Here is a 26,272-nt window from a genome sequence, read left to right as displayed (position 1 = left end):
ATGACCACCGAGATAAAACATATCGTTTTCGATATCGGCAAAGTTCTTATTCATTACGATCCGCATCTTCCTTTCAGCCGCCTCATTCCCGATGAGACCGAGCGCAACTGGTTCTTCGCCAATATCTGCACCCATGACTGGAACATCGAGCAGGACCGCGGCCGCACATGGGCGGAGGCCGAAGCGCTGCTGATCGAACAGCACCCGGCGCGTGAGGAGCATATTCGCGCCTTCCGCAAACACTGGCACGAGATGGTGCCGCACGCCTATGACGACAGCGTCGCGATCATGGAAGGGCTGATCGCCGAAGGACGCGACGTGACGATGCTGACCAACTTCGCCTCCGACACCTTCCGCGAGGCGCAAATGCGCTTCCCTTTCCTGAGCAAGCCGCGCGGCGTCACCGTTTCCGGCAATGTCGGCCTGATCAAGCCGGATCTCGCCATCTACGAGACGCACACGAACAGCTTCGGCCTCGATCCCAAGGCGACGATCTTCATCGACGACGCGCCGGTCAATGTCGAAGGTGCTGAGGCCTTCGGCTGGAATGCGGTGCTGTTTTCGGGTGCCGAGAAACTGCGCAACGATCTTGCCGCTTACGGATTGAAGGTCTGATCCCATGGCTTTCGACCCGGCAGAAGAAATCGAACGCTTTCATGCCGCCATCAACGCCCTCGATTTCCCCGCGATCGAGGCCTATTTCGCCGAGGACGCCACCTATGTCTCGAACGGCGTCGGCAGCCTTGCCGGGCGCGGGGAGATCATGGCCGCCTTCCGCAAGTATTTCGAAGACTATCCCGATCAGACGGCGGAAAATTCGCTGGTGGAGACGCTGACGGCCCAATCCGGCCGGGCGGTCTGGTCGCTTCGTGCCACCCACAGCCAGACGGGCAAGCCGCTGATCCGCGAGGGCGAGGAGACGATCACCTTCAATGGCGACGGGCGCATCACTCGGGTCGACGTCACCGATTACCAGGATTTCTGATTGCCGCATTCCCCAGCTCAAATAGAAGACGCCCGGGGCTCAAACCCCGGGCGCCTTGGCCTTCTTCCGCAACTGGAGGGAAACCGGAAGAAGGTATTTCGATCCGTCGAAGGTGCTGCTCACTTCACCTTTGCCAGATCACTGCGGATGGCGGACCTGAGATCGTCGATCGGGCGCAGGGACTGCCCGTCTTCGAAATGCCAGAAGGTCCATCCGTTGCATGCATCGAGACCCTGCACCTTGGCGCCGAGACGATGAATGGAGCCGGCCTCGCCGCCTGAAGCCACGGTGCCGTCGGCGCGGACGATGGCGCTGTAGCGGCGCTTCGCGTCGGTCAGCACCTGGCCGGGCTTGATCAGGCCGCTTTCGACCAGCACGTTGAAGGCGACGCGGACTTCGGCCTTCTTGCCGGTCATGACGGTCAGTTCCGCCTTGCCGAGCGGCTCGACGGCGGCGATGCGGGCCGAGGCCGCATCGATATAATCCTGTTCGCGCTCGATGCCGACGAAGTGGCGGCCGAGGCGCTTGGCGACGGCGCCTGTTGTGCCCGAGCCGAAAAAGGGATCGAGGACGATATCGCCTGGTTTGGTCGAGGCCATGATGACGCGGGCAAGCAACGCTTCCGGCTTCTGGGTCGGATGCACCTTCTTGCCGTCCTCGCCCTTCAGCCGCTCATTGCCATTGCAGATCGGGAACAGCCAGTCGGAGCGCATCTGCACGTCGTCATTGGCGGCCTTCATCGCATCGTAATTGAAGGTATAGCCCTTGGCCTTGGCATTGGGGCTTGCCCAGATCATCGTCTCATGGGCGTTCTGGAAGCGGCGGCCCTTGAAATTCGGCATCGGGTTGGTCTTGCGCCAGATGATGTCGTTCAAGATCCAGAAATTCAGATCCTGCAGCGTGGCGCCGACGCGGAAGATATTGTGGTAGGAGCCGATCACCCAGATCGAGCCTGATGGCTTCAGCACACGCCGGCAGGCCAGCAGCCAGGCGCGGGTAAAGGCATCATAGGCCTCGAACGAAGCGAACTGATCCCATTCGTCATCGACGGCATCGACCAGCGACTGGTCGGGACGATGTAGCGTTCCGCCGAGCTGGAGATTATACGGGGGATCGGCAAAGATGATATCGACGGAGTGGCTGGGCAGAGCCTCAAGGGCGCTGACGCAATCACCCTTGATGATCGTGTCGACCCAAGACCCCGACCGAGAATCCGGCCGGGAACCCGACCGGACGGAAGCCTTGAGGCCGGCAAGCGGAAAAACTGATGCCATTCTGATACTCACTCATACGCTTGACGCTTAACTCTCCGTTATGGTTACCCAACTTCGTTACCAAAGCCTGAAGCGGCGGCCGATTTCGGGAATTTATTGCTGATGACATCGCCCCTCCCCGTCCTCACGCCGCATCGTGCACGTTGCGGCTGTCGGCCGGCGCCTCGTCGCGTTCGAACATGCCGTAATCGCGCACGACACTGGCGATCCGCAGGCGGTAATCGGCGAAGATGCCGCCGCGGCCGGCCTGCTGGGCGGCGCGGTGGGCTTCGAGGTTGCGCCATTTTCGGACGGCCTCCTCGTCGCGGAAGAAGGAAAGCGACAGCAGTTTGCCGCGGTTCGTCAGGCTCTCGAAACGCTCGATCGAGATGAAGCCGTCGATCTTTTCGAGTTCGCCGCGCAATTCGCCGGCTAGATCCAGATATTTATGGCGCTCGCCCATATAGGGCACGACTTCGAAGATGACGGCGATCATGACAGCACCAGCTTGGCGTGAGGGGCGGAGACGTTTTTGAGGAAGATTCGATCCTCCTTGCGGATAAAACCTTCGCGCCTGGCGAATTCGTAATTTTCGCGGCCGAGCGGGTCGGCGGCCAGCCTGGCGCGATAGGCCTCGTAGGCGGTGAGGCTTTCGATATTGTAGACGCCATAGGCCGTGGTCGCCGACCCCTCGTGCGGACCGAAATAACCGATCAGATCGGCGCCATTCCTGGGGATGGCCTGACCCCAGTTGCGGGCATATTCGGCAAACGCCTCTTTCTTGAAAGGATCGATCTCGTAGCGGATGAAGCAGGTAATCATCGGTTTCTCCTTTTGCTTTCCATCCTTTTTCGCACATTGCCTGACGGCGATGCTTCGGTTACGATCGAAGTATGAAGGAAGGTCCGGACATTGCGCAGATCGGCGCGCTCATCGGCGATCCCGCCCGCGCCAACATGCTGGCGGCACTGACGGGCGGCCGGGCGCTGACGGCGACCGAGCTTGCCGGCGTCGGCGGCATCACCGTGCAGACGGCGAGCACACATCTTGCCAAACTCGAAGCCGGTGGCCTGCTTGCCCAGCGCAAGCAGGGGCGTCACCGCTATTTCACATTGGCCGACGAGGCCGTCGCCCGGCTGATCGAAAGCATGATGGGCTTTGCCGCCGGACGCGGGCATCTGCGCCACCAGCCGGGGCCGAAAGAGCCGGCGTTGCGCAAGGCGCGCATCTGCTACGATCATCTGGCCGGCGATTACGGCGTGCGCATGCTCGACAGCCTGATTGCTTCAGGCTCGATCGACGCGGTCGGCGACGGGTTGGCGCTGACCGAAAAGGGCGAAAACGATCTCAAATGCATCGGCATCGATGTCGGCGATCTCAGATCCTCGCGCCGGCCGCTCTGCCGCTCCTGCCTCGACTGGAGCGAAAGACGCGCCCATCTTGCCGGCAGCCTCGGCAAGGCGCTGCTGTCAAACTTCCTCGACAAGAGCTGGGCGCGACGCACGGCTGAAAGCCGCTCGATCCTCTTTACCCCGGAAGGCGACCGGCAGTTTCTGATGCTGTTCCCGATCGATGCATAGGTTTGCTGCGATCTGCAAAAAATTTCAACCGCCGTTCCGGCTAGCCGGAAAGCCGCCGTCGCCAGACAACTCCACTGGGTTGGTTGATGAGAACGACGTGAGAAACGACTTGCTCCCAGTGTTGTTGCGGACCTGCCGGTATGGACGTGGTGTCGGTGGATTCAGCCAAGATCGACGTTTATGGCGAAGTCCCAGGTGCCGGCGCCGTTTTTGGCCAGGCCGATCATCATCAGGCCGAGCGCCTCAAGCGTCTGGGCCATGTGCAGGCCGCCGACGTCGAACGGACGCAGCCCGAGACTTTCGAGGAAGGTCGAAACGCGCGCCTTCGCCTCCGCATCGTCGGCTGCGATGAACGCGTCGAGGCGTCCACCCCTGGCAAGTACGTGACCGAAGATCGTGTTGAACGCCTTGACGATGTGCGCGCCGGCGGGAAGGCCCTTGGCGGTCTCCTGCGCGCCAGAACTGTCGTGAGGGGTGACGAGGCCCGAGAGGTCAGGGGCAACTGGGTTGGCGATGTCGATGATCACCTTGCCGTCGAGCGCGTCCCCAAAGTCGGCCACCACCGCCGCCGCACTTTGGTACGGCACGGCGAGGATGACGATGTCGCCCGCCGGCGCTGTCCCGTACGCCCCTGTGGTCGCTCCAGCTGCGAGTTGGTCGGCGAGCGCCCGCGCCTTGGCGGGGTCTCGGCTGACAACCTCGACAGTGTGTCCGGCCTTGGCTGTACGGCCAGCGATCGCTGCGGCCATGGTTCCTGAGCCGATGATGCTGATAATGCTCATGTGCAGTCTCCTAAAGAGTTGAGTTATGCTCGTCGTGTCCAAGCTGGTCAGCCGGCGGGGAAATAATGGCCGTTGTCCAGGTCCTTGAGCAGGCCGGGCTGAGTGGGTTCCCAGCCGAGGGCCCGGCGGGTGATGGCATTGGACGCGGCGACGTCCAGCTTCACCAGATTCGCGAGGAACCCGAAAAAGCCTGGCAGCATCAGCTCATCCGCGGGAATCGGCACGGCCGGCAGGTTCAAGCGGCTGCCGATGGCTTCGGCGATCTCGCGGAACGCAATAGCCTCATCGGCAACCGCATGCCAATTCCTCCCGGCGGGGCTCTTCTCCAGCGCCAGACGGAACACGGCGGCGAGGTCGCGGGCGTGCACGGCCGACCAATTGTTTTTGCCGTCGCCGGGATAGCCGACAACGCCCTTCTCCTTCGCAAGCCCGATCAGTATCGGGAGGAAACCGGCATTGTCGCTCGTGCTGTGCATGATCGTCGGAATCCGTACGACCGAAGAGCGCACGCCTTGCTCGGCGAGACCGAGCACCGTCGTTTCGACAATGTTGCGAACTCGCAAGGTGCCCTTGAACTTCTCGCCGCCAGAGAGGGTGGCGTCCTCCTCGGTGGCTGGGCGGCCGAGATGTTCCCAACCCGGCGAGCCAATGCTCCCCGACGTGACCAGCGGCTTTCCGGTCCCCTTCAGAGCCTCACCGTATGCGAGCATGATCTTTTGCTCCGCGGCAGCCACCGCGTCGAGGCCACCGGTGGGAAGCAGGTCTTGCCGGTGCGCGACGTGGATGACGCCGTCGAAGTCTGCGGCCGCCGCTTTTAACCCATCGAGATCATCGAGGTCGCCGCGACGCACCTTGGCGCCAAGCGCGGACACCGCTTCCGCAGACTTGTCCGACCGGGCAAGCGCAGTGACCTCGTGACCGGCTGCGATAAGGTCGGAAATGATATACGGACCGGAATGGCCGGTCCCGCCAGTGACGAAAACGTGCATGTTACTGTTCCTTGTGGGTGATGTGATGCGGGAGTTGATGGTACCGGTTCACTCAGCCGAGAAGGCTGACGCCGATTGAGAAATTGGTGTGCTTGACGGAGTGGGTCATGAGGCCCAGCGACAGCAGGCAGGCGTGCTCCAGCGTCCGCGCCATAAGCAGCTCCCCGGTATCCATGGGGCGCAGTCCGAGGCTCTCGATGAACGCCGAGACGCGTGCCTTCGCCTGTGCGTCGTCGCCGGCGAGGAGCACGTCCAACGGGCGGTCCTCGACTGGACCGGCAGCCAGGACATGCGAGAACAGGGTGTTGAACGCCTTGACGACTACCGCATCGGCAGGGGCGGCCTTGGTGATTTCCCGTGCGCCGAAACTGTCCTCAGGGGTCACGAAGCTCGTGTAGTCGGAGGCAACGGGGTTGGTGATGTCGACGAGGAGCTTGCCTGCCAGCCCTTCGCCGTACTGCTTCACCACGTCGAGTACGGCGGCGTAGGGAACCGCAAGGATAACGATGTCTCCAGCCGGGGCAGCGCCAAACGTCCCTGTCGTCGCGCCGGCTCCGATCTGCGCGGCCAGCGCCCGCGCCTTCGCGGCGTCGCGACTCGTCACCTCGACGGTGTGTCCGGCCTTGGCAGCAAGCCCGCCGATCGCTGCAGCCATGCTGCCTGATCCGATGATACTGATCGTGCTCATGTTCGTGTTCCTCGGGCGTTCGCCATCATTTCGTGTCGGGCAGCGGCTCTGTTGCGATTTTCACAGATCCACCCTATCTGATGGATCACTGATCCAGGTGCCATAATTGGATCAGTGATCCATATATACGGATCACCGATCCAATTATCAAGGCAAGACATGCGAGCCGACGCTCAAAAGAATTACAGCCATCTCCTCTCGGTCGCGCGTGACGTCGTCACCGAGCATGGCGTCGATGCGTCGATGCGAGATATTGCCCGCCGGGCCGGCGTCGGGTTGGCGACGCTGCTTCGTCATTTCCCGACGCGAGAAGCCTTGTTCGAAGCCTTGTTGCGTACGAACCTGGACGCCCTGACACAGAGGGCAGGTGAACTCGAAACGTCTGACGCCGCTGACGAAGCGCTCTTGTCCTGGTTCCGCGAATGGGTAGCATTCGCCGAAAGCCATCAGGGCGTTGTCGCCCTGATGGCGGCCGCCCACACGAACCCGGACTCCGCTCTTTATGCTTCATGCGCAGCTGTGCACTCAGCGAGCGCGCGACTGCTGCTCCGTGCCCAGACCGAAGGTACGGCGCGCGCTGATATGAATGGGGACGACCTGTTCGGCCTGATGTCGGCGCTCGGCTGGCTCGTCGACTTACCCTCATTCGCGCCAAGGGCAGATCATCTCGTTCACATCATCGCGAGCGCCATCCTGACAAACCCGGCGAGCAACGGTATCAGGAAGGCGACTTGTTAAATCGCCGCCTATAGACCGCATCGAAGGCCAACTCCCCGCAATCGGCGGCAAGGACTAGCCTGCCGTCGATGCCCATCGTATCTCTCCGTTTTCCTTACGTGGAATTGTGTCCGAGCCAGGCGGACACGTTGTGACCCACGAGGCAGGATCGCATCAAAATTTGCGATCCTGATTGGTCAGTCGAACTTGACCAGGTCCTTAAAGATCAGTTGACCCCAGCTCTTTCCGCGCGCCTGCACGAGCAGTCCACCTTCCGAAAGCCCGCCAAGTTTGATCGGCGCAAAACCGAGACTTTCCGCAAGCGCACCAATCTCCATTGCGGCGTCGTCATCGTCGCTCGCCAGGAACACAACTCTCCTGCCACCATGTACGGCCGGATCTTGGTCAAGGACGGCAGCGGCCAAATGGTTGAAGCCCTTGACCAGTCGTCCACCAGTGAAGGCCTGCGCGACGAACTTGGAAGAAGGCTGTCCTCCCAGTTCCTCAGGAGGCACGCCGTAGGCATTTGTTTGATCGACGATCGTCTTCCCCTGCCAGGTGGGGAGTGCCTTTGCGACATCCGGGTGCGACTCGAAACGGACAGCCAAAAAGATGATGTCCGCCTTGACCGCTTCCGCCAGTTTTGTGGGAATGATGGTGGGTCCGATCGCGGCCGCAGCGGAAGCAAAGCTTTCCGGGTCGCGCGTGGTTGCAACGGATACTTCGATACCTCTACGGGCAAACGCCTTGGCCAGAGCCTGGCCGACATTGCCGAAGCCGATAATTGCGTAGCTCATATATATTCTCCTTGGGTTATCACGCGCCTCCGGCGCTCCGAACGATCGAATGGAGCGCCCGGCCGGGCGTAGTGCGTCAGAGTTGTGCTAGGCCGCCGTCGACGGCAACTTCGCTGGCGGTCATGAAGCTGCTGTCCGATGACGCGAGAAAGGCGGCCACCGCTCCGATCTCCGCCGGATCGGCCATACGCTGGAGCGGCGTCATCGAGGCGAAAACCTTCTGGCCCTCCTCGCCTAACGCTTCCTTTGCGAGTTCGGTCCCCGTCGCCCCGGGCGACAGCACGTTGACCCGGATGCCGGTGCCTTTCAGGTCCTCCGCCCAGGTCCGTGCCAGGTTGCGCACCGCCGCCTTGCTCGCGCTGTAGGCTGTCATCCCCGCGGCGCCCGTGGTGCCGGCGCTCGATCCGGTCAGGATGATCGAACCGCCCTCGCCCATCAGCGGCAGCGCCTTCTGGACCGTGAAGATCGTACCCTTCACATTGGTGTCGAAGGTTTCGTCAATGTGCTCGGCGGTGATCTTGCCAAGCGCAAGCTGGCTTCCCGCCCCGGCATTGGCGAAGACGATGTCGAGGGTCCCGCGCTCAGCCTTCACCGCTGCGTAGAGTCGGTCGAGGTCAGCCGTATCGGAAACCGAACCCATCACCGCGCGGGCATTAGGCCCGAGGTTTGCCACAGCGGCGTCGAGCGCTTCCTGACGGCGGCCGAAGATGAAGACGAACGCGCCTTCCTCGATGAAGCGCTTTGCGGCGGCGAGGCCGATGCCGGTAGCGCCTCCGGTGATGACGGCGGTCTTTCCATTCAGTCTAGTCATGTTGTGCATCCTTTGTTGGAACTGGTCGGAAGCCGGAGAAAGGCTTGAGGGGGCAGCGCACCGACCCGCCTTGTACGCCATGCAGGTAGGATGCTGAGAGCAGCGCTGTCAGTGTAGAAAGATGCACAAGCGTGGTGCATAATTACACCGACTGCTTTATATGAATGACGCTAATTGCACCGCCTCACGACATCAGCATTACGAGTTGGCCAGGAACACCATGACGATCGATTGGGACGACATTCGATATTTTCTCGCTGTGGCACGACACGGTTCTGTCCGCGCCGCCGCCGACCACCTCGAAGTCAATCACACGACGGTGCTAAGGCGCATCGCCCAGCTTGAAGCCCGGCTCCGCTCGCAGATGTTCGAAAAACTGCCGGCGGGCTATCGCCTCACTGAAGCTGGCAAACAGGTGCAAGAGTTTGCGGAACAGATGGAGGCTTCTTCTCATCTGTTGGTGAGCCGCGTGTCCGGCCGTGATCAAGGCGTGCGTGGTCCCCTGCGAGTCACAATGGCGCCCACGCTAGCGACACATTTGTTAATGCCTGACTTTGCCGCTTTTATGCGACAGCACCCCGAAATCGAAATGGAGATCCAGTCCTCTTTAGAAAATGTGAACCTGACAAATCGCGAAGCCGACGTGGCCTTGAGAGTCGTTTTTGACCGCAATTCGCTGCCACAGAACCTTCACGGCGTGAAAGGCCCAGACCTCTCCGTAGGTGTCTATATGTCTCGCGACCTGCTCGCGGCTTGGACGGCCGGCAATTCGGGCCACATCAGGTGGATAACGAAAAACGTAGAGGGCGTGCCCGAGTGGGCCCATGGCGATGCCGTCGAAATTACCGGAGCCCCGTTCCGAGTTCCAGAAGATGCAGCGCATCTCGAAGCGTTGCGCCTTGGCTTAGGGATTTCGGCGCTTCCCAGCTTCGTTGGAGATGCTGAGCCGCTGCTCGTCAGAGTTCCTGGCACAGGTCTCGGTCCCCATGGAACGCTCTGGGTGCTGACACAGGGCGAGACGCGAAAGACCAAGCGTGTCCGCTTGTTCACGGAGTACATATCAGAGAGACTGCGTGCTCATGCGGGTGTTCTTGCAGGTGACAAGTCTCGGTAAAATCTATCGTCCACATTCCATAAGCAGCGACGAATCTCGACCACTTTGCCCAATGTTTGAGGTTGACGAGTCATTCGCCGAAACCGCTTAATATGGCATCAGTCGATGGTCGGGACGTTTAGCATATGTTTCCCGACATCCTCTCACCGGACCCGATCCTGCTGGCGCACATGCGCCCGCAGCGCCGCGAGAGTGAGCGCCAGTGCGGCGTGATTGCTTTCGGCTTCACCCAGCACGTTTTCGCCTTCCTCGATCTCGCGCAGCTGCGCGCCGTAAAGCCAATCGTCAGATGTCTGGCGGCCGCGGGCCAGGTGCCAGACCGCATCCGGCCGGACTTCCCGGCAGAGATCGATGGCGTGATTGACGTCGTGAGTGAAGGGCCGCGCCATCAGGAAGCCGTGCTGCGACCTGATGCTGCTCGGCATGTAGTCGTAGGGACCGTCGAAATCGTTCGGCTCGGCCGGCCGGAATTGCTTCAACAAAAAGGCGCAGGTGATGAAGGCGTCGATCCGGCCGTCGGGCATATCGGTCTTTTCCAGGGTTTCGATGATATCCTCGATCGTCATGCAGTCTTCCTCTTGGTCCGTTCCTTGGCATGCCGCCTCTCCTCTTCCCATAGCGGCGGTGGCGTCCTCTTCCCCGAGCGCCATCTAGTGCAGGAGAATGCCAAAGGTAGTCCCGGGGCTGTGTCGAGCCGGTGATCACGCGGATTTCATCGATCTCGCACCCGCCTCGCTTGAGGTAACAGCCTGTCGCGCACGTCCTGGTCGAATTGTCTTCGCGTCGGCAATAGAGGTTGGCTGGCAGTCGGCATTGGTCGCCGGCTCTCGTAGTCCACGGGTGGAATCCTCCGTCAGCGCCGAGAGCATGGTGCCCAAGTGTGTGTGGTTTTCGGATGACGTCTGCTCTAACTCTCTGAATGAGAGCGGCATTCAGTTCTGGGCCGACCGGGCCTAAATGCAGCCCTTCTTCCTCATCTTCTTTTCTACCTTGGCCCTTCTCTCGGTCCCATCCCCGGCATGTTTTCCGCCACTCAGCCCGTTGTCCATCATCGCCTGCAGCTGTGCACAGCTTCTGTGGTGCTTGCCGCCCTTGGCGGTGACGTCGGTGGATGTGAAGATAAAGAGCAGCGCTACGGCTGCCGCCGATCGAGCAAGAGCTGACAGCCTCATGGTCCCTCTCCTATTGCCCTGGATGGTACGCCCAAGCCCGTGAGCCCGCAATGAGGATGGTGTCGCATGTGCCCGGCGAGAAGCCGGTCAAGAATACCACCAGTCAGAAGATCATCCTGCCGCAACAGTAGGTTAGATGGGCTCGCTCACCCGAACAAGGGCGGGCCCTTTGCCTCGGCACGAATGGCGCCCGGTGCTTGAAGCGCTCCTCCTCTGCACGATCGACCAGAGCATTCAACTGCTCATCGAATGAAGCAAAGAATACAACCCGTTGTTTTTACGCGGCTTAACGGCGTCTCGCTGAGAAATCATTAAGCATGTTCCGATATTCTCAGGTTCTACATTAACGTGAGAGCCCGGATATGGCGTCGATCCAAAACAAGATCATCATTGCAAGCGTTGCGATATTCGCCCTGGCGGGCGGCGCCACCGAGGTCGGCATCTGGTCTGCCTCCACCCTCTCGGCAAACAGCACCGATGTCGCGCAGTCGGCGCAAATCCTGCGCAATCACATGCAGGCCGATATGATGCATGACGCGCTGCGCGCCGACGTGCTCGCCGCCTTGCTGGCGTCGAACCCGGCAGCCGGCATCGACCCAGCCGCGGTAAAGGCGGATCTTGTGGAGCACGAGGCATCGTTCCGAGAGATGATTGACGGCAACAAGGCTCTTGTCTCCGACGGACAAACGAAAACGGTCCTTTCCGGCATCGAACGTCCCCTTCTCGTCTATGTGGAAAGCGCCACGAAGATGGTCGACCTTGCGAGCAAGGATCCGTCGGCCGCGTTGAAGGCATTGCCGGACTTCATGCAGCAGTTCTCGACATTGGAAACGGCCATGGAACAGGCCGGGGACCAGATCACCGCTGTATCGGATGACATTTCCAAGCGCAGCGCCGACATCAAGGCCTCGGTCGATATCGTTCTGAAGGCGCTTCTGGCCGCGGCCGCGTTGTTCGCCATTGGCCTCTATTTCCTGACCCGCAAGAGCGTCACCAAGCCGATCCTTGCGCTTTCCAGCGATATGCAGAAGCTCGCCGATGGTGACACGGCCATTGCCTGCACCGGCATTGGCCGCTCCGATGAAATCGGCACGATGGCATCGGCTGTCGAAATCTTCCGCCATGCAGCGATTGCCAACAAGCAATTGGAGCAGGACGCCGCGGCGGCTCGGTTGCAGGGCGAAACCGAACGGGTCACGGCCCGCAAGCAGGCTGAGGAGGATGCGGCCGAGCGGCTGCGGGTTGCGACATCGGGCCTTGCCGCAGGTCTGAAGCGGCTTGCCTCAGGCGATCTCGCCTTCCAGATCGAAGAACCGTTCGCACCTGATTTCGAGGGCCTCCGGCATGATTTCAACATGTCGATCCGGCAGCTCGATCAAACCCTCGGCGCCATCGCTGCTGCCATTGCGGCGATCGACGAAGGCACCAGGGAAATCGCGTCCGGAGCCGGTGATCTGTCGAAACGCACCGAACAGCAGGCAGCCTCTCTCGAAGAAACCGCAGCAGCGCTCGACCAGATCACCGCCAATGTCTCGAACTCCAGCAAGCGGACCGACGAGGCGCGCACCGAGGCGACCGATGCAAACCGCAATGCCGCCAAATCTTCCGAGGTCGTGTCCCATGCCGAAGAAGCCATGCGCCGCATCGAGGCCTCGTCGCAGCAGATCTCCAGCATTATCGGCGTGATCGACGAGATCGCCTTCCAGACCAACCTGCTGGCACTGAACGCCGGCGTCGAAGCTGCGCGCGCCGGAGAGGCGGGCAAGGGCTTTGCAGTGGTGGCCCAGGAAGTCCGCGAACTCGCCCAGCGCTCGGCTCAGGCGGCAAAGGAAATCAAAGGCCACATCCAGAAATCGTCGGTGGAAGTCGAAAGCGGCGTCAAACTGGTTCTCGACACCAGCCAGGTCCTGAGCGCCATCAGCGAGCAGATCGCCCGCATCAATCAGCACATGGATGCCATTGCCGTATCGGCAAGAGAACAGTCGACCGGCCTTGCCGAGGTCAATACCGCCGTCAATTCGATGGACCAGGTGACCCAGCAGAACGCCGCGATGGTCGAACAATCGACCGCCGCGTCCGGTCATTTGGCTCAGGAAGCCGCCAGGCTGCGTGAACTCGTTTCCCGGTTCAAGCTGCATGCGACCGCTTCGACGCAGTCCGGACGACGGGGTGGGCAGCTGGCGGCCTGACGGCTTGACGGGGGGCGATCCGGCAGCGACCACGGAGCCGGTCGCTTGCCGCATCGCAGCCATGCTTGGGATCCGGTTGAGCTTTGGCCGGGCTTCGTGTAAAGCCGCAGCATTCCCAGACAAGATCCGGACTTCCAGCCCAGACTTCCAGCAAGGCGTGAACATATGGACGGCTTCGACCTCATCATCTTCGACTGCGACGGCGTTCTCGTCGATTCGGAAATCATCGCCGCGGAAGTTGAATCCGCGCTTCTGACGGAGGCCGGATATCCGATCAGCGTCGAGGAAATGGGCGAACGCTTCGCCGGCATGACATGGCGCAACATCCTGCTGCAGATCGAACGTGAGGCGAGCATTCCGTTTTCGGCCTCGCTGCTCGAAAAGTCCGAGCAGATGCTCGACCTCAGGCTGGCCGCCGACGTCAAGGCCATTCCAGGCGTCGAATTCGCCGTCTCCAGGCTGCCGATGAAGCGCTGCATCTGCTCGAATTCGAGCAGCAAGCGGCTCGACATGATGCTGGGCAAGGTGGGGCTGAAGCCGCTGTTTGCGCCCAATATCTTCTCCGCCAAGGATCTCGGCCCCGACCGCGCCAAGCCGAAACCCGACATCTTCCTGCACGGCGCAAGCCGGATGGGCGTGTCACCGGCCAAGGTGGTCGTCGTCGAGGATTCCGTGCATGGCGTGCATGCGGCGCGCGCCGCCGGCATGCGGGTCATCGGCTTTACCGGTGCCTCGCACAGCTATCCCGCCCATGCCGACAAACTGACGGATGCCGGCGCCGAAACCGCGATCTCCCGCATGAACGACCTGCCGGGCGTCGTCGCCGCGCTGGCCGCCTGGGACAACGTTCTCTAAAGTCTGGGCGCCGAGCCTCTCCCCTCATTCCTGTGCTGGTCACAGGAATCCAGTGCGCCCAAGTCCTTGGGCGCGGGAGAGCGGCTTCATCGCATCAGAGTCGTTCACGGCGCCGACGCGCCGTGGCTGGATTCCTGTGACATGCACGGGAATGAGGCAAAGTGGGGCATCCGGCCCCCGGTCGCCGATATCGCTTTAGCTGTTCTTCTTGGTCTTGGCCGGCTGGGTGTCGAAGCCGACGTTGACGCGCACCAGCGCGCCGGAGCCGACAGGCATCTTGATGCCGTCCTTGCGGAAGATCACCTGGGTGCCCGGTGCGCCCGCCGGAATCTCGGTCGGGAATTTGGTGACTTCGGAATAGAGCACCGTCTCGCCGTCGACGACGGTGACGCGGATCGGCAGCGTCACCGGGCCGGGGGCGCCGGCCGGGCCGGTGATCAGGCGCAGCTGGGCAACGACGGTCATCGTCAGGTTCGTGTCGCTCAGCGAGCACTGGCGAGTGTAATCGCCGAACGAGGCCTGGAAAACGATCTGCTGCGGATCATCCTTCTTGCCCTTGGCATAAGTGCGGAAGATCGCATCCTGGTCGCGCATGAAGATCTGCGGGCAGGCGCCCTGGACGACGGGGGCGACAGCGCCCTGTGCCGTCGTGGCCGTGCCGATCGAAGGATTGTTCGAGGATGGGTTGGCCGGTGCCAGCGGCATGATCTGGGCGGTGCCGTTCGGCTGTGTAGGCGCCGACTTGCTGTCACCACCGGTGCCGAGCGTATCGCAGCCGGCGAGCAGGGCAAGGAGGGAAGCTGAGATAATGAGACGCGAGACCTTGCCGAGCACTATGTTCCACCCTTTGTACAAGCGTTTCTTGGAGGCCCCAGGTCTTTTCCGTGAGGCCTTTCACGACGGTTTGCGATGGTCTATATCAGCGGCGAAAACAAAAATCGATTGGGTACGCGCCGTTTTGATGCACTTTTCGCCGCCGGATGCGGGCAACTTCAACAAGATAACGGCGATGGTATGGCCTGAAGGCAGCCCCTTCTCGATTTCCGGGCCCGGTTTCCGGCAGTGCGGGCCACCGGTCAGCCCGACCGGATTTCCTCCAGCGATAGATCAAGGATGACGAACGTGGACTATATCTCGACCCGCGGCGAGGCCCCTGCCCTCGGCTTTTGCGACGCCCTGCTGACCGGGCTGGCGCGCGACGGCGGGCTCTATGTTCCCCGTGAATTTCCGAGCTTCTCCAAAAAACAGATCCGGGCGCTGCGCGGCAAGAGCTACCAGGAGATCGCCTTCACCATCCTGTCGCCCTTCACCAATGGCGAGATCCCCGAGGCGACCTTCCGGGCGATGATCGACGAGGCCTACGGCACCTTCCGCCATCCGGCGATCGCGCCGCTCGTCCAGACCGGACCGAACAGCTTCGTCATGGAGCTGTTCCACGGCACGACGCTCGCCTTCAAGGACGTGGCGATGCAGCTGCTGGCCCGGCTGATGGATTATGCGCTGGAAAAGCGCGGCGAACGGGCGACGATCGTCGGCGCCACCTCGGGCGATACCGGCGGTGCGGCGATCGACGCTTTTGCCGGCCGCGAGCGCACCGACATCTTCATCCTCTTCCCGCATGGCAAGGTCTCGCCGGTGCAGCAGCGGCAGATGACCACCTCGTCTTCAGCAAATGTGCATGCGCTTGCCGTCGAGGGCAATTTCGACGATTGCCAAAACCTGGTGAAGGCGATGTTCAACGACGCGGCGTTCCGCGACAAGGTCGGCCTCTCCGGTGTCAACTCGATCAACTGGGCGCGCATCATGGCCCAGATCGTCTATTATTTCACGGCGGCGGTCGCACTCGGCGGGCCGGACCGGAAGATCTCGTTCACGGTGCCCACCGGCAATTTCGGCGATATCTTCGCCGGCTATTGCGCCAAGCGCATGGGCCTGCCGATCGACCGGCTGGTGATCGCCACCAACGAAAACGACATTCTCGAGCGTATGCTGAAGACCGGCCGCTACGACATGAAGGCGGTCAAGGCGACGAGCTCGCCGTCGATGGACATCCAGATCTCCTCGAACTTCGAACGGCTGCTGTTCGAGGCCTATGGGCGCGACGCCTCGAAGGTGCGCGCGGCAATGGAAAGCCTCAAGCAATCCAACGGCTTCGAGATCGGCGCGCAAGCGCTGAAGGCGATCCGCCGCGACTTCCGCGCCGGCCGCGCCAGCGAGAAGCAGGTGGCCGAGACGATCCGTACGATCCATGCCGAGACCGGTTATCTGCTTGATCCGCATTCGGCGATCGGCGTCTTCGTTGCCAAGAAGAAGGAAAAGCCGAATACGCCGATGGTGACGCTTTCGACCGCGCATCCGGCGAAATTCCCCGCCGCCGTAAAATCGGCCTGCGGTATTGACCCGGCGCTTCCGACGTGGCTTGCTGATCTGATGCACAGGGAGGAGCGCTTCCAGATCATCGAACCGGAGCTCAAAGCCGTAGAAAGCTTTATCGGCAGACATGCCCGCGACAAGACGACGGCAGGCGCAGAAAGATAGCCAATGACAGTTGAGTGCACCCGGCTGAAATCCGGGCTGACAGTAGTGACAGAAACCATGCCGCACCTTGAAAGCGTTGCGCTCGGAGTCTGGATCAAATCGGGATCGCGTAACGAGACGGCAGACGAGCACGGCATCGCCCACCTGCTCGAACACATGGCCTTCAAAGGCACGGGGCGCCGCACGGCCCGCCAGATCGCGGAGGAAATCGAGGATGTCGGCGGCGAGGTCAACGCCGCGACGTCGACCGAGACGACCTCTTATTACGCCCGCGTCCTCAAGGACCACGTGCCGCTCGCCGTCGATATCCTTGCCGACATCCTGACGGAATCGGCCTTCGAGGAGGAGGAGCTGGAGCGTGAGAAGCAGGTAATCCTGCAGGAGATCAATGCCGCCAACGACACGCCCGACGACGTGGTGTTCGACCGGTTCTCCGAAGTCGCCTATCGCGACCAGACGCTCGGCCGGGCTATCCTCGGCACGCCGGAGACCGTCGTCTCCTTCACGCCGCAGCAGATCCGCGGCTATCTCGGCCGCAACTACACGACCGATCGCATGTTCATCGTCGCCACCGGCGCCGTGGAACACGACGAATTCCTGCGGATGGTCGAGGATCGTTTCGCCAGCCTGCCGAGCGAGCCTTCGGCGCCGCCGGTCATGGAAGCGGCGCGTTATATCGGCGGCAGCGTGCGCGAACCGCGCGACCTGATGGACGCCCAGATCCTGCTCGGCTTCGAGGGCAAACCCTACCACGCCCGCGATTTCTACTGCTCCCAGATCCTTGCCAATATCCTCGGCGGCGGCATGTCCTCCAGGCTGTTCCAGGAAGTGCGCGAGTTCCGCGGCCTCTGTTATTCGGTCTATGCCTTCCACTGGGGCTTTTCCGACACCGGCATCTTCGGCATTCATGCCGCGACCGGCGGCGAAAACCTGCCGCAGTTGGTGCCCGTCATCATCGACGAGCTGCACAAATCCGCCGATCAGATCCACCAGAAGGAAATCGAGCGCGCCCGCGCCCAGATCCGCGCCCAATTGCTGATGGGCCAGGAAAGCCCGGCGTCGCGCGCCGGCCAGATCGCCAGGCAGATGATGCTTTACGGCCGGCCGATCTCCAATCCGGAGATGATGGAACGGCTTGAGGGCATCACCATCGAGCGGCTGACGGATCTCGCCGGCCGGCTGTTCTACGACACGGTGCCGACGCTTTCGGCGATCGGACCGCTGGACCAGCTCGCACCGATGGAAGACATCACCGCTTCGCTTTCGGTCCCGGCACCGAAGACGATGCAGGCCGGCCGCTGAGCCGTTCGTCCTGCCGGGAGTGATCGATGCCAAAATCGGTGTTTCGGTTTCTGTCGCGGCAACCGGAAGCGGTGGAGCTGGAGAACGACAGATATCTGCTGCGCCTGCCGCGCTATCAGGATTTCAACCAATGGCACCGGCTGCGCGCCGAAAGCCGCAAGTTCCTGGAACCCTGGGAGCCGACCTGGCGGCGCGACGAGCTGACGGAGGGCGCCTACCGCGCCCGCGTCATCCGCGGCAAGCAGGAATATGCCTCGGGCCAAGCGGTGCCGCTGTTCATTTTCCTCAAGGAGAACCACACCCTCGTCGGAGGCGTCACCATCGGCTATATCAGGCGGGGTGCGGCACAAAGCTGCATGATCGGCTACTGGATGGGCGAACGCCATGCCGGCCAGGGGCATATGTTCGCCGCCCTGCAATTGGTTATTCCTTACATCTTCGCCGGGCTTGAGTTGCACCGTATCGAAGCAGCCTGTATTCCAGATAACGCGCGCAGCATCCGCCTGCTTGAAAAGGCCGGGTTTCAGCAGGAGGGTTATTTGCGCGGATATTTGAAGATCAACGGTCAGTGGCATGACCATGTGATGTTTTCACGTCTCGCCACCGATACGGATAACGGCAGGAAACCCGACAGCCGATGACCAGAGACCGCATGCTGCCCAAGTCACCGTCCGGACGAATGATCGCGGTGATCGCAGCCCTTTTCCTGGCAGTCTTCGCCTTGGTGGCGGGCGCTGCCCAGGCGGCCGAACCGGTGAAGATTTCCCGTGACGACACCGCGCTCGACCTGACCGCGACGACCGAAATCTACGTCAATCAGGGCGAGGCCTTTCAGGTTTCGACGGCTGCCGGCGCCGACGGTATCCGCCGCCGCATCGAGGTCAGGGCAAGCTCGGAGAACCACCAGGGTGACTGGGCGGTGTTTGCGCTTGCCAATGTTTCGGAGGAACAGCTCGAACGCGTCATCGTCGCGCCGCATTTCCGTCTGGTCAATTCCAAGCTGTTCTGGCCGGATCTCGGCTCGCAGCGCATCAGCGCCATCACGCCGAGCGAAGGTTTTGCGCTCGATCGGCAGCCGAGCGACGAGGCCGACGTCTTCCGCATTACGCTGAACCCCGGCGCCGTCATCACCTTCGTTGCCGAGCTGTCGACGCCGGAGCTGCCGCAGATCTATCTCTGGGAACCGAACGCCTACAAGGACACGATCAACGCCTTCACGCTCTATCGCGGCATCGTGCTCGGCATTGCCGGCCTGCTGGCGGTGTTCCTGACCATCCTCTTCGTCGTCAAGGGCACTTCGATGCTGCCGGCGACCGCCGCACTCGCCTGGGCGGTGCTCGGCTATATCTGCGTCGACTTCGGTTTTCTCGGCAAACTGATCAGCGTCGCCTCCGCCGACCAGCGAATATGGCGCGCCTGCGCGGAAGTGGCGCTCGCCTCCAGTTTCGTCATCTTCCTATTTACCTATCTCAACCTCAACCGCTGGCATGCGCATCTCGGCTACGCGACGCTTGCCTGGGTGCTCGGCCTTGCCCTGCTCTTCGGCGTGGCGATCTACGATCCGTCGATTGCCGCCGGCATCGCCAGGCTTTCCTTCGCGCTGACGGCGGCGACCGGGCTGCTGCTGATCATCTATCTCGGCTTCAATCGCTACGACCGCGCCATCCTCCTGGTGCCGGCCTGGGCGCTGACGCTCGTCTGGCTGTTCGGGGCATGGATGACGGTCACCGGGCGGCTCGACAACGACATCATCCAGCCGGCACTCGGCGGCGGCCTGGTGCTCATCGTGCTTCTGATCGGCTTCACCGTCATGCAGCATGCTTTTGCCGGCGGCGCCTTCCAGCAGGGGCTGTTTTCCGATCTTGAGCGGCAATCGCTGGCGCTGACCGGATCCGGCGACATGGTGTGGGATTGGGACGTGGCGCGCGACCGCGTCGTCACCATTCCCGACGTCTCGACCAAGCTCGGCCTTTCCCCCGGCACCATGCATGGCGCAGCGCGCAACTGGCTGCCGCGGCTGCATCCCGATGACCGCGACCGCTTCCGCGCCACGCTCGACGTGCTGCTCGAACACCGGCGCGGCCGGCTGAACCACGAGTTCCGCATCCGCGCCGAGGACGGGCATTTCCACTGGCTGTTGATCCGCGCCCGGCCGGTGCTCGGCTCCAACGGCGAAATCATCCGTTGCGTCGGCACGATCGTCGACGTGACCGAGCAGAAGAACTCCGTCGAACGGCTGCTGCACGATGCGCTGCACGACAATCTGACCGGGCTGCCGAACCGGCAGGTGTTCCTCGACCGGCTGCAGTCGGTCCTGGCGCTGGCGCCGGGCGGCGATACGCTCAAGCCCACGGTGATGGTGATCGACATCGACCGCTACAAGCTGGTCAATGATTCGCTCGGGGTCGCTGCCGGCGACAATATCCTCATCGCGCTGACGCGGCGCCTGCGCCGGCTGTTGAAACCGCAGGACACGCTGGCGCGGCTGGCCGGCGATCAGTTCGGCCTGATCCTGGTTTCCGAGCACAATCCGACCAAGGTCGCCGATTTCGCCGATGCGATCAGCAAGGCGATCATGGTGCCGATCAACTTCGCCAACCGCGAGATCATCCTGACGGCCTCGATCGGACTGACCTCCTGGGTAGACCGTCAGGAGAGCGCCACCGGCCTGCTCAGCGACGCAGAGCTTGCCATGTACCGGGCAAAACGGGCCGGCGGCAACCGTGTCGAGCCATTCCAGCCGGCCTTCCGCGACTTCGGCACCGACCGGCTGCAGCTGGAAACGGATCTGCGCCGCGCCATCGAGCGCAAGGAATTGTCGATGGTCTACCAGCCGATCGCCCGGCTTGAGGATGTCGAGGTCGCCGGTTTCGAGGCATTGATGCGCTGGGAACATCCCAAACGCGGCAACATCCCGCCCTCCGAATTCATCCCGATCGCCGAGGCCTCCGATCTCATCGGCGCGCTCGGCATGTTCGCGCTCGAACAGGCGACCAACGATCTGATGAGCTGGCAGCAACTGACCGGCGAATTGCCGATCTTCGTGTCGATCAATCTGTCGAGCGTGCAGCTGCTCAACAACGAGCTTTATGACGACGTGCGTTCGGTTCTTGCCAAGACGCATTGCCAGCCCTCGCGCCTCAAGCTCGAACTGACGGAATCCATGGTGATGGAAAATCCGGAACAGGCCCGGCTCGTGCTGCAGAAGCTGAAGGAAGCCGGCATCGGCCTGGCACTCGACGATTTCGGCACCGGCTATTCCTCGCTCGCCTATCTCACCCGTTTTCCCTTCGACATGATCAAGCTCGACAAGGCCCTGGTGCGCGACGGCAGCGACAAGAAGGCGACCGTGCTCAGATCGGTGATCGCCATGGCGCGCGAACTTGAAATGAAGGTGGTGGCCGAGGGGATCGAATCCAACGAGGATGCGATCGAGCTCGCCAAGATGGGCTGCAACTACGGGCAAAGTTATCTGTTCGGGCCGCCGATCGCTTCGGAATCGGTGCTGCGGCTGCTGCGGGAGCGGTTTCCGCTGACCAAGCGGGCGTGAGATGACCTGCCGGTTTCATCGGTTACCGGCCTCGGCGGCAAGGGCCACCTTTGGCCACTATTGACCAAGTGATAGGCCCGGAGGGAACCGGGCTTTCAGGGATAATTAGGGGACACGATGTCCCCCTTTAACTTCACTGCCTTTAGTTGCAAAGGTTCACGCCATCCTTGACGATCACTGCCCATTTAGGGCCGAGTACTTCGCGAGCGGACACCGCTTGACTGCTGCCCGGCTCGCCGTCCTTGAACATCACCACGCCAATTGACTGGTCGTGTGAGCCGCCATAGATGATCGGGCCAGGCGTGTAGGTTGTCGTTGCATTGACCGTGCCATAGCCACCGTAAGAGTTTATGGTGCCGTAGGTGTTGTAATGTCCTGGCATCTGAGTTGCCGTCACGTTGCTTGCTGCCGCCGCAGACGTGATGATGTAACGATCATAGCCCGCCTTGATGGTCTCGACTGCAGCCTGCTTCTGCGCAGCCTTCGCTGCCCCCACGCTGCCGCACATCGGCTCTGCGCTGGTCTGAATTATCATTTGGTTCTTGGACACGCGCATAGTGCTCGACTGAACGCAGGAAACCAACAGCACGGCGAAAGCCGCGACCGCAACAGTTGTTCTAAACATAAACATTCCCCAACCTCAACGCGTGCACAATGCCCGGATACATCAACAAGTCAACGGGGTGGCCCGGCTAGCTGTCCACACTTCCGGGCGTTGACATCTGAAAATATTCGAAAAATTGTGGACAATGAGAGAGCGTCCACCATCCGCTTAAAGCCTTGAATTACTTGAACCCGGCCAGCGGCAAGGGAGACACGGTGTCTCCCTCTTGCGTCTATGGTTTGCACAGACCGGCGAGGCATGCAACAGCCACGAGTGATCGCCCCACGGCTTAGAGAAGCCCAACGTGCAAAAAATGCCGATACGAATGGAATGTATGAAATGGTGCCGCTTGCAGGAAGCGTTTCCTGAGATCAAAGGCGTTACAAACCAAGGGCTCTACGGGCGGGCAGTGAAACACGATGTCTCACCTTGATGTACCATTTTTATAGCGACAGAAGGCGCGGCGCAACATGCTGACGTTGAGGGCAGGTCGGTTAACGGTAAAACCCGCAGGACTTTACATGAGGGTGTAGTGGTCAGGGAGGGAGCGCCCACCATCGCTTAAAAGCTGTAGAAACCGGGCCTTCAGGGATGGCTAGGGGGACACGATGTCTCCCTTCTGTGCCCCAATAACAGGGCTGAACGGTCTAAGCAACGGGTTGCATGTGGCCGCTTCAATCAGGCGCCTCACCAGGATCGCCTGATCGTTTGTTGCGATCATTAAGGGTGTCATAGACCCGCTTCACGAGGCCATCAGCTGCAGCTTGTCTAAAACGATCATCGTTCATCAGTTTGGCAAAGATCTCTTCGTTGCCATCCATACGTTCGATGAACATGCCTTCAAGCATCGTATTGAAGACTAGAGAAAAGTTCTCAAGGGTGTTCGCCCGAGCAGCGTCTCGGAGTCGTCCTTTTCCCGTAGCGACCTCGACAACCTGATCAAAGAACAGCTCGTCGGCTTTGTTGAAGTCAGTCCCGAAGCGTTCATTGAGGCTATCCACTAGCAGGCTGAGCTGCACTGCCTCGTCTTTGGAGGCCCCTGACCCCACTTCGGTAGGCCCTTTAAGCGGCGCTGCCTCACCTTCTGAGAGATCAATTGATCCTTCGCTGATCTTCTGCAAACGATAGAACTGCAGCTCAACCTCATCACTTAACTGGAACGGGTTGTCTTCCGCCCGTTTAGGCAGTTTCGGGATCAACAGACGTAAATACGTATAGAGCCTCTCCTGATCAGAGTCTTGATAAGGGACAATCTGCGAAAGGAAGGCGTAGAGGCTTCGGAAGCTGCTCACTTTGCCACGCAGAAGCTCTCGATCAGCCTCCTCCAAGGCGATGAAGCGTTCGACGGCCAGATCTATCACAGCATTCATGTGGCGATGATCTGAGGCAGTAGGCTCCTTCCTGTTCTTAAACCAAATCTCACAGACTTGATCGACCTCGTCAGCGCTGAATACGCGCCATTGCTCGATAGTGTGCTGCAGCTCGTATAGCTGATGTGGGTCGGGGGCCTCGCCAGAGGCAGTCGTCTCATAGTAGTCCTTGAAGGACTGAAATATCTCGTCCCGCTCGTTTACGAAGTCGAGCACGAAGGTATCTTCTTTCCCCGCTGTTCGACGGTTCAAGCGCGACAGGGTTTGCACTGCCTGTATGCCGGACAAACGTTTGTCCACATACATTGTGTGCAGTAAGGGTTGGTCAAACCCGGTCTGGTATTTGTCTGCGACCAATAGGACCTGATATTCCTCGGTCCCAAACTTTCCCGGTAGTTCAGTCTCCTTAATCCCCTTGTTCATTCCGACTTCTGTATACTCCTTATCGGGAAAGTCCGGGTCTTTAACGCTCCCTGAGAAGGCAACCAGTGCTTTGATGTCTCGGTAGCCTTTCGCTTGCACATACTTATCGAAGGCCAACTTGTAGCGCACGGCATGCACCCGGGAGCTAGTCACCACCATTGCCTTAGCCCTGCCACCGATCTTGTGCCGGGTGTGGTGACGGAAATGCTCAATGATGACTTCCACCTTTTGAGCGATATTGTGTGGGTGCAAGCTCATAAATCGGGCGAGCTGTCGTGCAGCTTGCTTGCGCGGCACTGCCGGGTCGTCGTCTATTGACTTGATTAGCCCATAGTAGGCCTTGTAGGTCGTGTAGTTCTTAAGCACGTCCATGATGAAGCCTTCCTCGATGGCTTGCTTCATGGAGTAATGATGAAACGGCGGGCGCCCATTCTGGCCCGGCTCGTTGAAAACAGCGAGCGTCTTAAACTTGGGCGTAGCGGTGAACGCAAAGAAGCTGATGTTCTTCTGGCGCGGACGTTTGAGCATCTCCTGGAACATAGCTTCCTTCGCTTCGTCGGAAAGGCTCACATCCTCGTCGTCGTCAATGACCTGCTCGGCAATGGTCGCTGCAATCCCTTCGCGGTTCAGCACCTTGCGTAGCTCCATCGCGGTCTCACCGCTTTGAGAGCTGTGTGCCTCATCCACAATCACAGCATACGTCTTGCCAGTAGTATCAATTTGTACGCCCGTCCCCTTTTTTTCGAGCGTATCCAACGCCTGGGCGATGAAGGGGAATTTCTGGATCGTAGTAATGACAATAGGAACGCCTCCGGAAAGAGCCCTCGCCAGCTGCTGGGTGTTCTCGTCGATCTTCTCGACCACACCTTGTTTGTGCTCAAACTGATAGATCGTGTCCTGTAATTGCTGGTCCAGCACACGCCGATCCGTGATTACCACAACGGTACTGAACACCTTCTGGTCGTTCTCATCGTGCAGGCTCGATAGCCGATGCGCCAGCCAGGCAATGGAGTTTGATTTGCCAGAACCCGCAGAGTGCTGGATCAGATAGTTATGGCTTGGGCCTTTTGCCTTCGCATCCGCAACCAACTTCCGTACTGCGTCCAGCTGATGATAACGCGGAAAAATCATGGTTTCTTTGCGGTGGGTCTTAATGCCACGCTCGGTAACCACTTTATTTTCAGCAGTCTCCAGATGTAAAAAACGCGCAAGGATATCCATAAGGCTATCCTTGGTCAGAATCTCCTCCCATAGATAGGCTGTACGATAGTTGTCGCCGTTAGGTGGATTACCGGCGCCGTGTCCATGCCCCCTGTTGAAGGGCAAGAAGAACGTCTTCGATCCGTCCAGCCGCGTGGTCATATAGGCCAAATCGGTATCCACGGCGAAATGGACGAGTGCCCGTTCTTTGAAACGGAAGATGGGACAAGTTGGGTCGCGGTCCTTTTTGTACTGGGACTTGGCATGCTCGACTGTCTGGCCGGACATGTGGTTTTTCAGCTCCATCGTCACAATGGGCAAACCGTTGACCGATAGCACTAGATCGAGTGCGAGGCCGCTTCGCTTGGGGTCGAAATGCACCTGCCTTGTGGCAGTCAAACGGTTGGCAGCATAATCCGCCAACGCATCGGGGTTCATTCTGGAGGCCGGTGCAAGATAGGCGAGCTTCCATCTTTTACCAAAGCACTTGAAACCGTAGCGCAGCACGTGAAGCGAGCCCTTGGCCGAGAACTCCTTACAAAGCGAGTCCAGCAAGGTGTCACGGGCACGTAGCCCATGGAACTCCTTCAAGCTGGCCCATCGTTTAGCCTGCGTCGCCTCGATGAATGCAATGACGTCATCTGAGAACAGCCCACGCTCAGCATCAAAACTCCGAGGATCTCCCAAAGTATAGCCGCCGGACGTAGTCAGGCTCTCAATGATGGCATCTTCGAAACGGATTTCTGTGTGCTTGCTCATTTGATCAGTCAGCTAATTGAATAAATGTGCTCGTTCTCCATCTGATCCAAATCCATCAAATCGACCTCGCTAAAGGTGTAATGCCGAATGGATGTGTCTTTCAGGAGATAGCGACCAGTTGGGTCTAGCACTGCGGAAGGGTCGAGACTGGCGGTGAAAAGAAACTTGGAAACCTGCAGACGGCGTTGGGATGTCGTATAGTTTCGGATGGTATTATGCAAAGACTGGCACCATTGATACCCAGAGTTGAGCTGCGGAATGACCTTATCGACCGGGATATTGGTGCGCGCTGTCTTGAATTCGATACAATAAGCACGCATAGCGTTACGGCGGCAGTGAAACACGACAAAATCACAGCGTTTCGACCACGGGTGCCCTTTGTTTTCCAGAAAGTGAAACAATGGCTCTTGAAACTTATCGAGCTTCACCGCGAGAGCCGTCCCAGAAAATGTAAAGCGAACCGTTTGCTTCGGCGATTCCGGCTCTGGCTTTTCGGACAGCACCAGTTGCCCACTCTCGTTGGGTAAAACACAGTATTTTACAGACAACTGGGTTTTTAGCTGGTTGAAGTAGCCCTGTGCGTTGACTGCCATG

General features: G+C 60.3%; 25 protein-coding genes. 11 read left to right on the top strand and 14 right to left on the bottom strand.

Annotated elements, in window-relative coordinates:
- A complete protein-coding gene (locus HJB82_RS19755) occupies positions 1 to 615 on the top strand; it encodes an HAD family phosphatase (RefSeq protein ID WP_221141080.1) in 615 nt (204 codons plus the stop codon).
- 4 nt (positions 616 to 619) lie between these two features.
- Positions 620 to 985, top strand: a complete 366-nt coding sequence (locus HJB82_RS19750) for a nuclear transport factor 2 family protein (protein ID WP_221141078.1) — start codon at positions 620 to 622, stop codon at positions 983 to 985.
- A 119-nt stretch (positions 986 to 1,104) separates the two neighbouring features.
- On the opposite strand, the gene HJB82_RS19745 is transcribed toward HJB82_RS19750, so the two are convergent.
- From HJB82_RS19745 to HJB82_RS19735, 3 genes are all read right to left on the bottom strand, one after another.
- Complete coding sequence (locus HJB82_RS19745; RefSeq protein WP_221141076.1) at positions 1,105 to 2,259, bottom strand: site-specific DNA-methyltransferase; 1,155 nt, start codon at positions 2,257 to 2,259, stop codon at positions 1,105 to 1,107.
- Between the two features lie 124 nt (positions 2,260 to 2,383).
- Positions 2,384 to 2,734, bottom strand: a complete 351-nt coding sequence (locus HJB82_RS19740) for an antibiotic biosynthesis monooxygenase (RefSeq protein ID WP_221132238.1) — start codon at positions 2,732 to 2,734, stop codon at positions 2,384 to 2,386.
- Positions 2,731 to 3,060 (bottom strand): NIPSNAP family protein, encoded by a 330-nt coding sequence (locus HJB82_RS19735; RefSeq protein WP_221132239.1) that lies wholly within the window; start codon positions 3,058 to 3,060, stop codon positions 2,731 to 2,733. The genes HJB82_RS19740 and HJB82_RS19735 overlap by 4 nt, the downstream gene beginning before the upstream one ends.
- A gap of 71 nt (positions 3,061 to 3,131) precedes the next feature.
- Between HJB82_RS19735 and HJB82_RS19730 the strand changes: the two genes are divergently transcribed.
- Positions 3,132 to 3,818 carry a helix-turn-helix transcriptional regulator gene (locus HJB82_RS19730; RefSeq protein WP_221141074.1) on the top strand — a complete coding sequence of 229 codons (687 nt, stop codon included), beginning with the start codon at positions 3,132 to 3,134 and terminating at the stop codon, positions 3,816 to 3,818.
- Positions 3,819 to 3,979: 161 nt separating this feature from the next.
- On the opposite strand, the gene HJB82_RS19725 is transcribed toward HJB82_RS19730, so the two are convergent.
- From HJB82_RS19725 to HJB82_RS19715, 3 genes are read right to left on the bottom strand one after another with little or no spacing between them, the layout of a single operon-like run.
- Complete coding sequence (locus tag HJB82_RS19725) at positions 3,980 to 4,642, bottom strand: NADPH-dependent F420 reductase (protein WP_259673842.1); 663 nt, start codon at positions 4,640 to 4,642, stop codon at positions 3,980 to 3,982.
- Between the two features lie 5 nt (positions 4,643 to 4,647).
- A complete protein-coding gene (locus HJB82_RS19720) occupies positions 4,648 to 5,589 on the bottom strand; it encodes an SDR family oxidoreductase (protein WP_221116916.1) in 942 nt (313 codons plus the stop codon).
- Positions 5,590 to 5,641: 52 nt separating this feature from the next.
- Positions 5,642 to 6,277 carry an NADPH-dependent F420 reductase gene (locus tag HJB82_RS19715; protein WP_207583251.1) on the bottom strand — a complete coding sequence of 212 codons (636 nt, stop codon included), beginning with the start codon at positions 6,275 to 6,277 and terminating at the stop codon, positions 5,642 to 5,644.
- Positions 6,278 to 6,436: 159 nt separating this feature from the next.
- Between HJB82_RS19715 and HJB82_RS19710 the strand changes: the two genes are divergently transcribed.
- The gene (locus tag HJB82_RS19710; RefSeq protein ID WP_221116914.1) at positions 6,437 to 7,015 is read left to right on the top strand and encodes a TetR/AcrR family transcriptional regulator; all 579 of its coding nucleotides are present in this window, start codon (positions 6,437 to 6,439) and stop codon (positions 7,013 to 7,015) included.
- A 176-nt stretch (positions 7,016 to 7,191) separates the two neighbouring features.
- On the opposite strand, the gene HJB82_RS19705 is transcribed toward HJB82_RS19710, so the two are convergent.
- Together HJB82_RS19705 and HJB82_RS19700 are read right to left on the bottom strand one after the other, a co-directional pair.
- Positions 7,192 to 7,791, bottom strand: a complete 600-nt coding sequence (locus HJB82_RS19705; RefSeq protein ID WP_221141072.1) for an NADPH-dependent F420 reductase — start codon at positions 7,789 to 7,791, stop codon at positions 7,192 to 7,194.
- A gap of 76 nt (positions 7,792 to 7,867) precedes the next feature.
- Positions 7,868 to 8,602 carry an SDR family NAD(P)-dependent oxidoreductase gene (locus tag HJB82_RS19700; RefSeq protein ID WP_221141070.1) on the bottom strand — a complete coding sequence of 245 codons (735 nt, stop codon included), beginning with the start codon at positions 8,600 to 8,602 and terminating at the stop codon, positions 7,868 to 7,870.
- 220 nt (positions 8,603 to 8,822) lie between these two features.
- Here HJB82_RS19700 and HJB82_RS19695 point away from each other — a divergent pair, with 220 nt between their 5' ends.
- On the top strand, positions 8,823 to 9,716 hold the full coding sequence (locus HJB82_RS19695) for a LysR family transcriptional regulator (RefSeq protein WP_207583247.1): 894 nt from the start codon (positions 8,823 to 8,825) through the stop codon (positions 9,714 to 9,716).
- 143 nt (positions 9,717 to 9,859) lie between these two features.
- Here HJB82_RS19695 and HJB82_RS19690 read toward each other — a convergent pair whose 3' ends face one another.
- Both HJB82_RS19690 and HJB82_RS19685 read right to left on the bottom strand, forming a co-directional pair.
- A complete protein-coding gene (locus tag HJB82_RS19690) occupies positions 9,860 to 10,282 on the bottom strand; it encodes a hypothetical protein (protein WP_221116910.1) in 423 nt (140 codons plus the stop codon).
- A gap of 387 nt (positions 10,283 to 10,669) precedes the next feature.
- Positions 10,670 to 10,888, bottom strand: coding sequence for a hypothetical protein (locus HJB82_RS19685; protein WP_221141068.1), 219 nt, complete (start codon positions 10,886 to 10,888; stop codon positions 10,670 to 10,672).
- Between the two features lie 362 nt (positions 10,889 to 11,250).
- On the opposite strand from HJB82_RS19685, the gene HJB82_RS19680 reads away from it, so the two are divergent.
- Both HJB82_RS19680 and HJB82_RS19675 read left to right on the top strand, forming a co-directional pair.
- Positions 11,251 to 13,077, top strand: coding sequence for a methyl-accepting chemotaxis protein (locus HJB82_RS19680; RefSeq protein ID WP_207583243.1), 1,827 nt, complete (start codon positions 11,251 to 11,253; stop codon positions 13,075 to 13,077).
- Positions 13,078 to 13,242: 165 nt separating this feature from the next.
- Positions 13,243 to 13,932: an HAD family hydrolase gene (locus HJB82_RS19675; RefSeq protein ID WP_207583242.1), complete on the top strand. Its 690-nt coding sequence runs from the start codon at positions 13,243 to 13,245 to the stop codon at positions 13,930 to 13,932.
- Between the two features lie 195 nt (positions 13,933 to 14,127).
- Here HJB82_RS19675 and HJB82_RS19670 read toward each other — a convergent pair whose 3' ends face one another.
- On the bottom strand, positions 14,128 to 14,769 hold the full coding sequence (locus HJB82_RS19670) for a hypothetical protein (protein WP_207584265.1): 642 nt from the start codon (positions 14,767 to 14,769) through the stop codon (positions 14,128 to 14,130).
- Positions 14,770 to 15,045: 276 nt separating this feature from the next.
- On the opposite strand from HJB82_RS19670, the gene thrC reads away from it, so the two are divergent.
- The 4 genes from thrC to HJB82_RS19650 are packed head-to-tail and all read left to right on the top strand — an operon-like array spanning position 15,046 to position 21,322.
- The gene (thrC, locus tag HJB82_RS19665; protein WP_221141067.1) at positions 15,046 to 16,470 is read left to right on the top strand and encodes a threonine synthase; all 1,425 of its coding nucleotides are present in this window, start codon (positions 15,046 to 15,048) and stop codon (positions 16,468 to 16,470) included.
- Between the two features lie 3 nt (positions 16,471 to 16,473).
- On the top strand, positions 16,474 to 17,772 hold the full coding sequence (locus HJB82_RS19660) for a pitrilysin family protein (protein WP_207583240.1): 1,299 nt from the start codon (positions 16,474 to 16,476) through the stop codon (positions 17,770 to 17,772).
- Between the two features lie 26 nt (positions 17,773 to 17,798).
- Positions 17,799 to 18,413, top strand: coding sequence for a GNAT family N-acetyltransferase (locus tag HJB82_RS19655; RefSeq protein WP_207583239.1), 615 nt, complete (start codon positions 17,799 to 17,801; stop codon positions 18,411 to 18,413).
- A complete protein-coding gene (locus HJB82_RS19650; protein ID WP_207583238.1) occupies positions 18,410 to 21,322 on the top strand; it encodes a sensor domain-containing phosphodiesterase in 2,913 nt (970 codons plus the stop codon). The genes HJB82_RS19655 and HJB82_RS19650 overlap by 4 nt, the downstream gene beginning before the upstream one ends.
- A 142-nt stretch (positions 21,323 to 21,464) precedes the next feature.
- On the opposite strand, the gene HJB82_RS19645 is transcribed toward HJB82_RS19650, so the two are convergent.
- The 3 genes from HJB82_RS19645 to HJB82_RS19635 all read right to left on the bottom strand — a co-directional run bounded on the left by HJB82_RS19645 (position 21,465) and on the right by HJB82_RS19635 (position 26,271).
- Positions 21,465 to 21,947 carry a hypothetical protein gene (locus HJB82_RS19645; protein WP_221141065.1) on the bottom strand — a complete coding sequence of 161 codons (483 nt, stop codon included), beginning with the start codon at positions 21,945 to 21,947 and terminating at the stop codon, positions 21,465 to 21,467.
- A 653-nt stretch (positions 21,948 to 22,600) separates the two neighbouring features.
- A complete protein-coding gene (locus tag HJB82_RS19640; protein WP_221141063.1) occupies positions 22,601 to 25,678 on the bottom strand; it encodes a type I restriction endonuclease subunit R in 3,078 nt (1,025 codons plus the stop codon).
- 8 nt (positions 25,679 to 25,686) lie between these two features.
- Positions 25,687 to 26,271, bottom strand: a complete 585-nt coding sequence (locus tag HJB82_RS19635) for a hypothetical protein (RefSeq protein ID WP_221141061.1) — start codon at positions 26,269 to 26,271, stop codon at positions 25,687 to 25,689.
- Between the last annotated feature and the right edge of the window lies 1 nt (position 26,272).

It is taken from the genome of Rhizobium sp. NZLR10 (assembly GCF_019685125.1).
Classification (GTDB): Bacteria; Pseudomonadota; Alphaproteobacteria; order Rhizobiales; family Rhizobiaceae; genus Rhizobium.
The sequence above is the reverse complement of the archived record's forward strand: the minus strand, read 5'-3'. Positions and strand labels throughout refer to the sequence as shown.